Below are 13,063 nucleotides of genomic sequence, written 5' to 3'. Positions count from 1 at the left end.
ATATTTTCTCTTAAGAGATAGGTGGATTATATAAGATCCATGATAGTAAGCTAAATTCTATATCTAGAAATATACAGACTATCTTATTTAATAAAGAGTATGGAAAAAGTGACTTAAATTGGAATAAGTAAACTGGCTAAAGGCTAGAAATTACAATTGCAGCTATAACGAGCACTCTGAATTTTATTTGTGTTTATTTTCATCTGAATTTACCTTTTCATTTGCCCATTTTTTGACTAATCTAGTCTCAAAATAATCGACATGCATCCATAACGTATTAACTAATAGACGCAGTCGATACAACACAAAAAATTGAGTTGGGGGATAACTCATGTTTTGCAGTGAATGCCGTGCCCAGAATAATCTGGTGGCGCGCTATTGTGTGGGTTGTGGCAGTGAATTAAAGCATTTTCTTATTGATGATGAGCCTGCAATTGTACAGCCATCTATGCCTACCTCCTCATTGATGCAGTCTGATACATGCTATAAATCGTTGTCTAGAAAAGAGCAGTATCAGGCAGTGATTGGCAGTAATCAGGATTATTATTTAAAAAAATTTCTAGAATTTGATCGGGAAGGCCAGGGGAGACCAAGCTGGCACTGGCCTGCCTTTTTTGTTACGTTTTACTGGATGCTGTATCGCAAGATGTGGCGTAATGCCGTGCTCTATTTTATATTACCCTATGTGGCCTTAATCATTGTTGGTATTGCTGCCGGAATGATAGGAGGTGTCGGTGCACCAATTGCCGGGCTGTTATATCTGGCACTCATGGTAGGCTTGTGGTTTGTACCGCCGCTATATGCTGATGCGTTGTACTATAACCACTGCCGGCAGGTCATTGCCAACGCTAAGCAGCATACCAGCCATCCACATCGTTTATACGGCATATTAAGTACCCGGGGCGGCACCAGTAATCTGTTTATCATTATTATTGTTTTTATTTCTTTTGTGGTGATGATTGGTGTATTGGCAGCCATTATGATTCCGGCTTATCACAATTATGCAATGCGCGCCAAAACCACGCAAGCTGCAGCATTAGGTCAAAAAGCCACCAGTGCGGTAGATCATTATTACCAGCGCCATCATCAGTTTCCATCCAGTATGCAAGACACAGACTTGACTCAAACCTTGCCGCAAGCCGTAAAGGCTGTTGAGATTGATGATCAAACCGGCCAGATTAATGTGGTGTTAACAGGCTCAGGTTCCCGGGAAAGTGCACTTGTCTTTAAGCCGGTTGTGCAAGTAGGTGATACCATTGTCTGGGGCTGTAGCGGGCAATATATTGCTAAAGTTAATTTGCCACAGCAATGTCAGTAATGAGCGACTAAAAGTAGCGGATTTAACGCTTGGCTTTAACCTGCTAATGTCGCGTAACTGGCTGGATCAAAACCCACCAGAATTTGCTCATTGCTAACCAGCACAGGCCGTTTGATCATGCTGGGGTTATCCTGTAAAGCCTGGAGCGTGTGATGTGGGCTGGATAAAATATCAGCCTGTTGCTCTGGGCTAAACTTGCGCCAAGTGGTGCCTTTCTTATTAAGTAAAGCATCAAGGCCGACACGGCTGGCCCAATGTTCAAGTGTTTTTAAATCAATGCCGTGTTTTTTATAATCATGAAATTCATAGGCTAGCTGCTGAGCATCTAGCTGCGCAAAGGCTTTTTTCATGGTGCTGCAATTTTTAATACCATAAATCGTTAACATGACCTATTCTCAGTAAGCTGGCAGCACATCATAGTCAATTGTGCTTGTACAAATCCAATGAATGTAAGCCTGAACAATGATTTAAGATTTTAAAATTTAAGGATTAATTTCTGGATAGTTTAACCATGCTACAGGACACATATTTTTCCTGCTGGTTGGGGCCTAGAATATAGCAGGCTTCTTTACCCAGATCATATTCATAAATGACGCTTGAATTTTGTTTATTATTAAAAAAGCCCAGATAGGTAAACGTGCCGACACAGACCAGTAATAACACTGTTAATAAGCTATAGAGTATGCGGTAAGATTTATTGGGAAACATAGCGGCTTTACTAATTTGTTATGTGGCCATAGAAAAGGATAATAAAAACTGAAACAGGCAAAAGCACATTCAGGCAAAATGGAGAAAACCCGCGCCAATATCATCCTGATAGCGCGGGTCTCAAGTCAACGTCCTGTCTTTGCTTCCATACAGAATTGTAATGTCCTACACTACAAAACCTTTCCATCCTACGGCAGTCCTTCCTTTCTGGTCATCCTGACCGACTTCCCTGTGCCGTAAGAGCATAATGCGCTTTTATCGTTTGTTTGAAAATAGTAAATTAACGTCATGTTATGTACGCTTAGACTTACAAAGCGTGAACACAGTCACAAAACAAATGACCATAGAAAACTTACTTAAAGCACATAATCAATCACAACTGGCGCATGATCACTAAAGCGTTCGTCCCGGTAAATAAAGGCATTGGCCACCCGGTTACGCCAGTCGGGGGATACGACATGATAGTCAATGCGCCAACCGACATTGTTAGCCCAAGCCTGCCCCCGGTTTGACCACCACGAATATTCCTGCGTATCTGGACGATGAACCCGGAAGGCATCCACATAGCCTAATTCGTCATACAAGGTGTCCAGCCAAGCGCGTTCATGCGGCAAGACGCCGGAATTTTTCTGGTTGCCTTTCCAGTTCTTGATATCAATTTCTTTATGCACGATATTGTAATCACCACAGACAATAATGGACTTGCCTTGTTCGCGCCATTGTCTAAAGTGAACTAGCATTTCCTGTAAAAATAAATCCTTGCGTGCCTGTGCTTCATCACCGCTGGAACCAGAAGGCAGATATAGCGATGCCACTACAAAGGTTTTGCCTTCGCTGTCTGGCCCATCAGAGATATAAAACTCCGCAGCCGTAAACCGGCCTTGGGTATCACAAATGTCAAAGCCCAAGCCATTATTAATACTGCTAAACGGATGGCGGCTATAAATGGCGGTGCCTGAATAGCCGGGTTTTTCAGCATGGCACAAGTGCATGTGCCAGCCCGCAGGTTTATGTTCTTCCAGCCACTGATGCGGTTGCAAGCGGGTCTCCTGCATGCAAACAATGTCGGCACCTGAATTTTCCAGCCATTGAAAAAAACCCTTGGCCGTAGCCGAACGTAAACCATTTACATTAATTGACACCACCCGAAGCATTTTTGCCCCAGTGTTTAAATCCTTTGCTATCATGCGCGCTGATTACCTTGTATACCTTAACTTTCGTTGTTAAATAACCAATTGAATAAACAGGAGCCTGCCATGTCATCTGTTCAGCCTTTTAGTCCTCAAGCATTGATCGAACTGGCATTAAAGCGTGGTGTGCTCAAGTTTGGTGAGTTTACTTTAAAATCTGGTCGAATCAGCCCTTATTTTTTTAATGCTGGTTTGCTCAATGATGGCGAAGCATTGTCGCTGCTGGCCAGTGGTTATGCCGACAAGCTGATGAACTGCGAAGGCGTGAGCGTGATTTTTGGCCCGGCATACAAGGGGATTCCGTTTGTGGCTGCAACCGCATCGGCACTTTGGCAGCAGCATGGCGTGAATGTACCGTGGGGCTTTAACCGTAAGGAAGCCAAGGATCATGGTGAAGGCGGCATGCTGGTAGGCGCGGATGTAAAAGGCCAGCGCGTGTGGATTATTGATGATGTGATTACGGCGGGCACGGCCATTCGTGAAGTGGTAGATATTCTGCAAGCTGCCGGGGCAACCATTGCCGGTGTACTGGTAGCACTGGATCGTCAGGAAAAGGGACAAGGGGAGTTATCGGCCATTCAGGAAGTGGAAAAGCAGCTCAATATTCCAGTGCACGCCTTGATTACCATGCAGGACTTAATGGATTACCTGAAGAAAAATAACCGCAGTGATGATCTGGCCAAAATGCAGGATTATCGCGAAAAGTATGGCGTGTAATGAGCTTTCTGCCTTATTGAAATCCTGTTAAATGACAGGATTTTTTTATAGGTGCTGCTAAGTTGAGAGATAAAAATATTCAATTAGAAAGAGCGTTATTTATTTGGAAAGCACAATTAACTGATCGTTATCATAAAACTTTAAGGTATAACGCTTTAATCTTTTCCCACTTGCATTAATGGTAAAATGACCAGAAACAGCTACTTTCCATTCCTTGTCTACATTGCTTACTAACCCTATCCATGCATGACCTTTAAAAACAAAGTTTTTGTTGTTTTCAATCTGAACGGTATCAAAATAAATCGCATCACACCAAAAAGCAGATTTACCAAAACCTACTTTAGAAAATTTCCAGCTACTTAAAAAAGCTAAAATACTTTGCAGCAAATCAGTGTTCCCACTAGTTTGAGAAAAATTATAAATGGCTTTTGCAAGGTATTGCTCTAAATTTAAAACATGACGTTGGATTCGTCTTTTGCTGGAATAAATAGATTGAGCATGCTTTTCTTCTTGGTATTCTGTTTTTTCCATACGTACATGCTTAGTTTTCTAAAAAATTAAGATATACAAATTTTTATTTATTTTCAATGATTAGCTTTTGATATCAGTTTTATTAAAGACAAATGTACTAGTAAGATTATTTAGAATATTCGGTTATATCTCGCTTTATACGTATAGACAATTTTAAACCAAAAATTTCATCAGCTTCGCTATACTTCCGTATCTTTAAAAATTAGCGATAAAAAACAATGCGCGTTCTGGTTGTGATGGACCCCATCGAAAATATTAGCCTCAAAAAAGACACCACCATTGCCATGCTGTGGGCGGCCAAGCGCCGTGGCCATACGATTGGATATGCATTGCAGGATGACCTGTTTATTGATCAGGGTAAAGCCTTTGGCAACATTGCAGCACTGGACGTGTTTGAAGATTACGCATCGCGTAATGGCCAGTATTTTGAACTGGGTGAAAAACAGCGCGAATCACTGGCCAGCTACGATGTGATCCTGATGCGCAAGGATCCACCATTTGACCTGCGCTTTATCTATACCACCTATATTCTGGAACAGGCCGAACGCGAAGGCGCGTGGATTATCAATAAGCCGCAATCCCTGCGTGACTGTAATGAAAAGCTGTTTGCCACCCAGTTTAGTGAGCTACAGGTGCCCACATTAGTGACCTCGCAGCAAAGCCTGATCCGTGAGTTTTTGGCACAGCATCAGGATATTATTGTCAAGCCGCTGGATGGCATGGGTGGCACCGGGATTTTCCGTCTGACCGTCGGCAGCCCTAACGTCGGTTCAACACTGGAAATGCTGACCCTTTTGGGCACACAGCCGATTATGGCGCAGCGCTATATTCCTGAAATTGTGGATGGCGACAAGCGTATTTTAATGATTAACGGCGAGCCAGTGCCATATTGTCTAGCGCGTATCCCGCAGGCTGGTGAAACTCGGGGTAATCTGGCCGCAGGTGGTCGTGGCGAAGCGCGTCCATTAACGGATAAAGACAAAGCGATTGCTGCCAAGATTGGCCTGACTTTACGGGAAAAAGGTCTGGTGTTTGTCGGGCTGGATGTGATTGGCGAGTACGTCACTGAAATTAATGTCACCAGCCCCACCTGTGTGCGTGAAATTGATGCACAATTTGGCACCTCCATTGCCGATGATTTGTTTGCCGTGCTGGAACAAGGGCGTCGTTAATGCAAATGAAGCTGCTTAAGCAGATAGGGCTTAAACCCTTGCTTAAAGAATACCAGACGATTTTGCAGCAACCTGAAGGCTGGCTAAAGGTACCACTCTGGACACTGGCCTTGGCAACCGGTGCTAAATCGTTTGTGGATAATCCGGTACTGGGTAATTCAGTCTTTAATCAGGCAGGCTTGCATTTGTGGCGGGTGAAGCTGGCGGGACAACTAGCAGCTCGCCGTCGTGCCCGCTTAAGCAAGTCTTTAACAGCTGAGGATGCCCGCTTTTTTAACCAGCATGGCTTTATCCTTAAAGAAGATTTCCTGCCTGCTGATGACTTTGCACAGTTAGAACAGGAACTGCTGTGCACAGAATTGCCAGCCCGTGAAACCTTGCAGGGCAATACGGTAACGCGGCGAATTCCGCTGGATTATTACAGCCTGCCGCAGTTGCCAAGTGCACAGCAACTGATTGCACAACCAAAATTGCAAGCGCTGCTGAATTATGTGGGTTCATTTCAGGTGCAACCCATGTGGTATATCCAAAGTATCCTGTCGCACGTGCGGGAAGCCAATCCTGACCCGCAAACCAATTTGCATGCCGATACCTTCCATTCCAGCATCAAGGCCTGGCTGTTTTTAACTGATGTGGCTGAGGACGAGGGGCCATTTGTGTATGTGCCTGGTTCGCATCAATTAACACCAGCACGCCTTGACTGGGAAAAGCAGCGTTCAATTCATGCCGCAACGGCAGACCGGATGAGCGCGCGCGGTTCATTCCGGATCAGTGAGGCGGAACTTGAACAATTGGGCCTACCAAAACCCAAGGCATTTGCCGTCAAAAAAAATACACTAGTAGTGGCAGATACCTTTGGTTTTCATGCACGCGGTAAAAGTGTAAGACCATCGACCCGGATTGAAGTGTGGGCTTATGCAAGGCGTAATCCATTCTTGCCGTGGACTGGTTTTGACCCTTTAGCATTGCCGTTTTTAAAGGATAAAATCATTCCGCTGTACTGGTGGGCACTAGATGAACTGGAAAAACGCCAGTGGCGCAAAAACCCGTGGCGGTCTGTGGGCCGATTGCGCGCCGGTGATCCGCCACGTTTTATCAAAAAATAGGATTGTCGTACAAAAATACCGGCAAATTGAGCGCTGGCCTGTTTAAGCTTGACCTGAAATCCGGCTAGAATAAGCGCCTAATTGGCATACGGATATGCATTCAGCAGGCAATACGGATAAATGTGTAAAAGCATAAGCACAGGTGGTTTGTGGTTCAGGGGCAGGTAAAACAAATTAAGACCGTCATGATCATGGCAGCGGGCACAGGGGGGCATGTATTTCCTGCGCTGGCCGTGGCTGAACATCTGCGTGCGCAAGGCATAGAAATTCACTGGCTGGCCACCCGCTCTGGTATGGAACACCGTCTGGTCGGTGCCAAGAATATTCCATTGCATCCGATAGATATTCAAGGTTTGCGTGGCAATGGCCTCAAGCGTTTGATTATTGCACCGTTTAAAATTATGGCGGCAACACTAGCGGCCATGCGCCTGATGCGCCAGCTCAATGTTGATGCCGTGATTGGTTTTGGGGGTTATGTGGCTGGCCCCGGTGGACTGGCTGCGCGCTTGCTGGGCTTGCCGCTGGTGATCCATGAGCAAAATGCAATTGCCGGCTTTACCAATACCCAGTTGGCTCGCCTGTCCACGCTGGTATTACAGGCTTTTCCCAATACTTTTGCTGAATCTCAAAAAGTCAAAACCACCGGCAATCCGGTACGTGCCGATATTGCCAGTGTGCCAGAACCGCAAATTCGCTATACGGAGCGCGGCAATTTACCGTTAAATATTCTGGTGGTTGGCGGTTCGCTGGGCGCCCAGGCTTTAAATGAACGAATTCCTGCCGCGTTAGCTGGCCTAAATATGCCTTTGAATGTGATGCATCAGTGTGGCCAGCAGCAGCTAGAGGCCACCCAGCAGCGCTATGCTGATTTGGCCAGTAGCCAGCTTAATGTGCAGGTAATGCCTTTTGTGGAAGACATGGCCAATGCCTATGCGCGTGCTGACCTGATTATTTGCCGTGCCGGTGCCTTAACAGTGACTGAAATTGCAACCGCAGGGGTTGCAGCGGTATTTGTCCCATTGCCCAGTGCGGTAGACGACCATCAAACCGCCAATGCCCGCTATCTGGTCGATTGCGGTGCGGCATTACTGTGCCCGCAAGCCAGCCTGACGCCGCAATCGCTTCAGGCAGCACTGCAACCTATCATGAAACGCGCTACCTTGCAGGCCATGGCTGAAAAAGCCCGACAGCAGGCGCATCCGCAAGCCACTCATCAGGTGAGTGAGCTGCTGTTGTCATTATCGCATTAATTTTGTATTACGCCCAAATTTGAGTTCATTATGACGCCATCCAATATTTCATCAGCTCAGGCCAAACAACTGATCAAGATTCCGGAAATGCGTCGCATCCGGCATATTCATTTTGTGGGTATTGGCGGCGCTGGCATGTGTGGCATTGCAGAAGTTCTTAAAAATCAGGGTTATGAGATTTCTGGTTCAGACCTAAAGCCCAGTAAGACCACTGAACGCTTAAATGAGCAGGGCATCACGGTGCATTTTGGTCATCAGGCCAGCAATATTGAAGGCGCCGATGTGCTGGTGGTGTCCACAGCCATTGACCGTGAAAACCCGGAAATCCGGCAAGCCATCAGCCAGCGCATTCCGGTGGTGCGCCGTGCTGAAATGCTGGGCGAACTGATGCGTTATCGCCATGGCATTGCAGTGGCAGGCACCCATGGCAAAACCACCACCACCAGCCTGCTGACCTGTATGCTGGCCGAGGAAAACCTTGATCCGACTTATGTGATTGGTGGTTTGCTCAACCGTAGTGGGGTAAATGCGGCACTAGGAGCCAGCCGTTATCTGGTGGCCGAAGCTGATGAAAGTGATGCGTCATTTTTATATTTGCAGCCCATGGCAGCGATTGTTACCAATATTGATGCTGACCACATGGAAACTTATGGTGGTAGCTTTGAAAAACTCAAAGATACTTTTATTCAGTTTTTACATAACCTGCCGTTTTATGGGCTGGCGGTGGTGTGTGGTGATGATGCCGTGATTCGCGAGCTGTTGCCGCGCATTGGCCGTCCCGTGCTCACTTATGGCTTTGGCGAGGAAAATGACATCCGTGCCGTAGATGTCGAGCAGTCGGGTATGCAAACGCATTTCACCGTACTACGCAAGGATCGCGAGCCACTGCGCCTCACCATTAATCAGCCCGGCTTGCATAATGTCTTGAATGCACTGGCGGCTATTGGTGTTGCTACCGATGAAGGCGTATCCGATGCGGCCATCAGCCGTGCACTGGAAGGCTTTTCCGGCGTGGGCCGCCGCTTCCAGATTCAGGGCGAATTTGCGCAGGACAATGGCAATATCAAGCTGGTGGATGATTACGGCCATCATCCCAAGGAAGTGGAAGCCACCATTAAAGCCGCGCGTCAAAGTCACCCGGATCGCCGTCTGGTGATGTTGTTTCAGCCGCATCGTTTCACCCGTACCCGCGATTGTTTTGAAGACTTTGTTGAGGTGCTGTCGCAGGTGGATGTGCTGCTATTGCTGGAAGTTTATCCAGCAGGTGAAAAGCCGATTGTTGGTGCTGACAGCCGTAGTCTGGCTCGCAGTTTGCGCCTGCGCGGTCAGGTAGAGCCGATTCTGGTTGATCCAGTTGAAAGCCAGTTACCTGTAGTGTTACAAAATGTGTTAAAAGCAAATGACCTGCTGCTAACGCAAGGTGCTGGCAATGTGGGTGCCATTTCGCTAGAGCTGGCCCAGCAAGGCTTGTATTTAAAGGCAAAATAGTCATTAAACGGTCATATTAAGTGGTTTTTGCCATCAGTATGGCAAGCAGAGCCGGGCACTATTTTCAGGCAGGGCAGGCCAAAAACAAATTTGGTCATTTGCGCAGATTTGTCTAACATGACGGACTGCTGCAAAGGAGTGCTCATGCTAGATTGAGCCTTTTTTGGTGCGACTAGCCCGCTATTGATGCCGGGTTATCGTAAAAGAATGTTTTAAACGATGGACGTATAGCGTGTCACACATACAAAGCACGGATTTTGGCAAAGTTGCAGTATTGTTTGGGGGTAACTCAGCCGAACGTGAGGTTTCCTTAAATAGTGGTCAGGCCGTCTTGCAGGCCTTGCTGGAACAGGGTATCGATGCAGAAGCGTTTGATCCGGCGGTACGTTCCATCACCGAAATTACTGCCTATGACCGTGCCTTTATTGTGCTGCATGGCCGTGGTGGTGAAGATGGCCAGATTCAGGGTCTGCTGGAATGGCTAAACCTGCCTTATACCGGCAGTGGCGTGCTGGCCTCGGCGCTGGGCATGGATAAAGCCAAAACCAAGCAGTTGTGGCAAGGCTGCGGCATGCCGACGGCACCTTATCGCCTGCTGGACCAGAATACTGATTTTGCTCAGGTGGTACATGAACTGGGTTTACCGCTGATTATCAAGCCTGTGCATGAAGGCTCCAGTATTGGCATGAGCAAGGTGGAAACCCTTGAGCAACTCCAGCCGGCCTATGAACAGGCTGCGGTACATGATGCTGTAGTGATGGCAGAGCGCTGGATTACCGGCCGTGAATTTACCGTGGTAATTCTAAACGGTCAGGCTTTGCCGGTGATTCGCCTGCAACCACCCAGTGATGCCGCTTTTTATGATTATGAAGCCAAATACCAGCGTAATGACACCCAATATGGCATTCCCTGCGGTTTAAGTAATGAGGCTGAGCAACAATTACAGGCACTGGCCTTACGGGCCTTTAATGCAGTGGGTGCTACCGGCTGGGGCCGAATTGATGCCATGCAGGATGAGCAGGGCAATTTCTGGTTGCTGGAAGTCAATACCGTACCTGGCATGACGGATCACTCACTGGTGCCCATGGCTGCCAAGGCCGTCGGACACAGTTTTGCCGAACTTTGTCAGCTAATTTTGCAGCAAACCCTTTCTCCAGCACAGGCTCAAACACACGTTCAAACCCAGCCGATGTCAAGCGCGGGTTAAGGTCATTATGGCACAGCTTCCCATTTCCATGCGCCGTAAAGCCTCCTCCGTGCAGGGGATCAGCAGCAGTGCCAATCGTGCAGGCCGCTGGGAACGCGCTTCCTGGTGGGGTAGCTGGTTGCTGGTAATTCTTGCCGTGATTCTATGCGGCGTAGGGTTTTGGTCCATGCTCAACACCATGCGCCATGCGCCTGCTGCAACAGTCAGGGTGGTGGGTGAGCTGAATCCGCTCCAGCAGCAATTACTACAAAACAAATTGCAGCCGTTGGTGAAGGAAGGCTTTTTCACCACTGATCTGGAACGCTTACGTGATGCGGCCTTAACCCTGCCCTGGGTAGACCGGGTAGTCGTCACCCGGCACTGGCCCAATGGCATGGTGGTGCGCGCCACGCCACGGCATCCGATTGCACGCTGGGGCAGTGGTCGCTTGCTGAGTGACAGTGGCCATATCTTTATAGAAGCCCGTTATGTAGATCGCCGTGATCTGCCGCTATTACACGGGCCGGCCAGCCATTCGGTACAGCTCATGCAGCAATACCGGCAAATCAACCAGTGGTTTGCCCCTTTAGGCATGCAGCTCAAGGAATTGCACCTGACCGACCGCATGACCTGGTTTATGCAGTTTAATACCGGCATGCGGGTTATTGTTGATCAGGACCAGACCCTAACCAAGCTGCACCGCCTAAGCCAGCTGGGTTTAATGGAATTAAAGACCCAATGGCCCAATATTGTGGCTGTTGATTTGCGCTACCGTAACGGCCTTGCCTTACAGTGGAAAAATACACAACCGCCAAAAATTGTAGAAGGCAAGTTTGTGATTGAACCACAACTGCCAGCGGTTACTCCTCTCGCTCAACCTGTGGTCAATCAATGAGTGGAAGATTGATGAGACTTGAACATATAACGCATGGTAAATGTCATGAATGAAGCGGTTCCATCTGTTGTTGCCATAGATATTGGAACACACAAGGTATCGGTGCTGATTGGCCGGATTCATGCACCTGACCAGATTGAAGTGATTGGGATGGCGCATGCGCCCAACCGGGGCATGAGCAAAGGTATTATCCGTAATCTGGATAAAGTGGTGGCCGCTATCAAAGATGCCGTATCCCAAGCGGAAGACATGGCTGATTGCCGCATTCATACCGCGTGGGTGGCGATTCCCAGTGCCGAGCTAAAAAGCTTTAATGCCTCTGGCCGCACGCCGGTGATGAACCAGACCATTACCACCACTGAAATTGTCCGTACCCTGGAAATGGCCAAAAGCAGCCATTTGATGCCGGATCATTATCTGACCAATGCAGTGCCGCTGGGCGTTGCCATTGATGACCAGCCGGAATGGGTGGATCATCCCATTAATATGTCGGGCAATTTTATTACTGGCCATTATCATCTGATGATGCTGCCCATCAATACCATGCAAAATCTGGATAAGGCCTTAAAAAGCGCCGGAATTGGTGTGGAGCGCACGATTATTTCAACGCTGGCCACCAGTGAAGCAGTGCTGCTTAAAGATGAAAAAGAATATGGTGTGTGCATGGTGGATATTGGGGCCGGTACCACCAATGTTGCCGTGTATCTGGAAAATCGCCTGATTCTAAGCTACACCCTGCAAAAGGGTGGCGAGCATGTGACCCGTGATATTGCTTCTGTGTTGCAAACCTCAACCGAACAGGCTGAAAACCTGAAAATCCGCTATGGCTGTGTGGACTTAACTGCCATTAAGCCGGATCAAATGATTCAGATTCCTGGGATTGGCATTGCACCGGGCATGATCATCAGCCGGATTGAGCTGGCCGATATCATTGTGGCGCGCTACGAAGAAATTTTTGAGGAAGTGCGCCAGCAGCTGGAACAAAGTGGCGCCATTAATGTGCTGCGTCATGGGGTAGTGCTTACGGGAGATGCCTGCCAGATTGAAGGCGCAGTTGCGCTGGCACGCCGCGTGCTAGGTGTTTCTGCGCATCTGGGTAACCCGCCGCTTGCAGTTGATATCAGCGAGGAAAAACGTCCCCTGCTGCGCCGTTCCATTTATGCCACGGCCAGCGGTCTGCTGATGTACAGCCAGAATGAGCAACAACGTGTCACCGAAGTGGGAGCGGAAGAACAAGCCAGTGACGGCTGGTTGAGGCAATATGTGGTACAGCCGGTACAGAATATGCTTGAAAAGCTGCGTCAGCTGGTTTAGTGCACCAATGGAATGACTGCGGTTTTAAGTGATTAATCCCGCAGTAAGCGTTTAAATTATGCTGTGAGTTTGTTGTTGAATATCCGTTTTCACTTGACAGTGAGCATGGGGCAACGCATGCTAATTTATTTACTAAGCTTTCTTTTATCTAACGTTTTTTACTTAACTCAGGCAGTGCTACGGGCATA

The 13,063-nt window shown here is 47.8% G+C and carries 13 protein-coding genes; 9 read left to right on the top strand and 4 right to left on the bottom strand.

The window, feature by feature from the left end; all coding sequences use genetic code 11:
* Positions 1–331 precede the first annotated feature (331 nt).
* Positions 332–1,318: a DUF2628 domain-containing protein gene (locus tag E2B99_RS07580; RefSeq protein ID WP_134244306.1), complete on the top strand. Its 987-nt coding sequence runs from the start codon at positions 332–334 to the stop codon at positions 1,316–1,318.
* A 35-nt stretch (positions 1,319–1,353) separates the two neighbouring features.
* Here the strand turns inward: E2B99_RS07580 and E2B99_RS07575 are convergent, their stop codons facing one another.
* The 3 genes from E2B99_RS07575 to E2B99_RS07565 form a co-directional block, all read right to left on the bottom strand.
* Complete coding sequence (locus tag E2B99_RS07575; RefSeq protein ID WP_134244305.1) at positions 1,354–1,704, bottom strand: arsenate reductase; 351 nt, start codon at positions 1,702–1,704, stop codon at positions 1,354–1,356.
* A gap of 103 nt (positions 1,705–1,807) precedes the next feature.
* Entirely contained in the window at positions 1,808–2,026 is a 219-nt protein-coding gene (locus tag E2B99_RS07570) for a hypothetical protein (protein ID WP_134244304.1), read from the bottom strand.
* A gap of 356 nt (positions 2,027–2,382) precedes the next feature.
* Complete coding sequence (locus E2B99_RS07565) at positions 2,383–3,213, bottom strand: exodeoxyribonuclease III (RefSeq protein ID WP_134244303.1); 831 nt, start codon at positions 3,211–3,213, stop codon at positions 2,383–2,385.
* A 69-nt stretch (positions 3,214–3,282) separates the two neighbouring features.
* Here E2B99_RS07565 and pyrE point away from each other — a divergent pair, with 69 nt between their 5' ends.
* A complete protein-coding gene (gene pyrE / locus E2B99_RS07560; protein WP_134244302.1) occupies positions 3,283–3,933 on the top strand; it encodes an orotate phosphoribosyltransferase in 651 nt (216 codons plus the stop codon).
* A 99-nt stretch (positions 3,934–4,032) separates the two neighbouring features.
* Here pyrE and E2B99_RS07555 read toward each other — a convergent pair whose 3' ends face one another.
* Entirely contained in the window at positions 4,033–4,464 is a 432-nt protein-coding gene (locus E2B99_RS07555; protein WP_134244301.1) for a hypothetical protein, read from the bottom strand.
* A gap of 218 nt (positions 4,465–4,682) precedes the next feature.
* Between E2B99_RS07555 and gshB the strand changes: the two genes are divergently transcribed.
* The 7 genes from gshB (at position 4,683) to ftsA (ending at position 12,875) form a co-directional block, all read left to right on the top strand.
* Positions 4,683–5,636: a glutathione synthase gene (gene gshB / locus E2B99_RS07550; RefSeq protein ID WP_134244300.1), complete on the top strand. Its 954-nt coding sequence runs from the start codon at positions 4,683–4,685 to the stop codon at positions 5,634–5,636.
* Positions 5,636–6,742: a phytanoyl-CoA dioxygenase family protein gene (locus tag E2B99_RS07545; protein WP_205669648.1), complete on the top strand. Its 1,107-nt coding sequence runs from the start codon at positions 5,636–5,638 to the stop codon at positions 6,740–6,742. The genes gshB and E2B99_RS07545 overlap by 1 nt, the downstream gene beginning before the upstream one ends.
* A 149-nt stretch (positions 6,743–6,891) precedes the next feature.
* Positions 6,892–7,992, top strand: a complete 1,101-nt coding sequence (gene murG / locus E2B99_RS07540; RefSeq protein WP_134244299.1) for an undecaprenyldiphospho-muramoylpentapeptide beta-N-acetylglucosaminyltransferase — start codon at positions 6,892–6,894, stop codon at positions 7,990–7,992.
* A 30-nt stretch (positions 7,993–8,022) separates the two neighbouring features.
* The gene (gene murC, locus E2B99_RS07535; protein WP_134244298.1) at positions 8,023–9,480 is read left to right on the top strand and encodes a UDP-N-acetylmuramate--L-alanine ligase; all 1,458 of its coding nucleotides are present in this window, start codon (positions 8,023–8,025) and stop codon (positions 9,478–9,480) included.
* Between the two features lie 241 nt (positions 9,481–9,721).
* Complete coding sequence (locus tag E2B99_RS07530; protein ID WP_134244416.1) at positions 9,722–10,687, top strand: D-alanine--D-alanine ligase; 966 nt, start codon at positions 9,722–9,724, stop codon at positions 10,685–10,687.
* A 7-nt stretch (positions 10,688–10,694) separates the two neighbouring features.
* Positions 10,695–11,561 carry a cell division protein FtsQ/DivIB gene (locus E2B99_RS07525; RefSeq protein WP_134244297.1) on the top strand — a complete coding sequence of 289 codons (867 nt, stop codon included), beginning with the start codon at positions 10,695–10,697 and terminating at the stop codon, positions 11,559–11,561.
* Between the two features lie 45 nt (positions 11,562–11,606).
* A complete protein-coding gene (gene ftsA, locus E2B99_RS07520) occupies positions 11,607–12,875 on the top strand; it encodes a cell division protein FtsA (RefSeq protein WP_134244296.1) in 1,269 nt (422 codons plus the stop codon).
* Positions 12,876–13,063 lie beyond the last annotated feature (188 nt).

Source organism: Alkanindiges illinoisensis (assembly GCF_004377485.1).
GTDB classification, from domain to species: domain Bacteria; phylum Pseudomonadota; class Gammaproteobacteria; order Pseudomonadales; family Moraxellaceae; genus Alkanindiges; species Alkanindiges illinoisensis_A.
The sequence above is the reverse complement of the archived record's forward strand: the minus strand, read 5'-3'. Positions and strand labels throughout refer to the sequence as shown.

Bases quoted from the DNA above. Each gene is read 5' to 3' on its own strand.
- E2B99_RS07580 (WP_134244306.1), top strand. From the start codon at position 332: ATGTTTTGCAGTGAATGCCGTGCCCAGAATAATCTGGTGGCGCGCTAT.
- E2B99_RS07575 (WP_134244305.1), bottom strand. From the start codon at position 1,704: ATGTTAACGATTTATGGTATTAAAAATTGCAGCACCATGAAAAAAGCC.
- E2B99_RS07570 (WP_134244304.1), bottom strand. From the start codon at position 2,026: ATGTTTCCCAATAAATCTTACCGCATACTCTATAGCTTATTAACAGTG.
- E2B99_RS07565 (WP_134244303.1), bottom strand. From the start codon at position 3,213: ATGATAGCAAAGGATTTAAACACTGGGGCAAAAATGCTTCGGGTGGTG.
- pyrE (WP_134244302.1), top strand. From the start codon at position 3,283: ATGTCATCTGTTCAGCCTTTTAGTCCTCAAGCATTGATCGAACTGGCA.
- E2B99_RS07555 (WP_134244301.1), bottom strand. From the start codon at position 4,464: ATGGAAAAAACAGAATACCAAGAAGAAAAGCATGCTCAATCTATTTAT.
- gshB (WP_134244300.1), top strand. From the start codon at position 4,683: ATGCGCGTTCTGGTTGTGATGGACCCCATCGAAAATATTAGCCTCAAA.
- E2B99_RS07545 (WP_205669648.1), top strand. From the start codon at position 5,636: ATGCAAATGAAGCTGCTTAAGCAGATAGGGCTTAAACCCTTGCTTAAA.
- murC (WP_134244298.1), top strand. From the start codon at position 8,023: ATGACGCCATCCAATATTTCATCAGCTCAGGCCAAACAACTGATCAAG.
- E2B99_RS07525 (WP_134244297.1), top strand. From the start codon at position 10,695: ATGGCACAGCTTCCCATTTCCATGCGCCGTAAAGCCTCCTCCGTGCAG.
- ftsA (WP_134244296.1), top strand. From the start codon at position 11,607: ATGAATGAAGCGGTTCCATCTGTTGTTGCCATAGATATTGGAACACAC.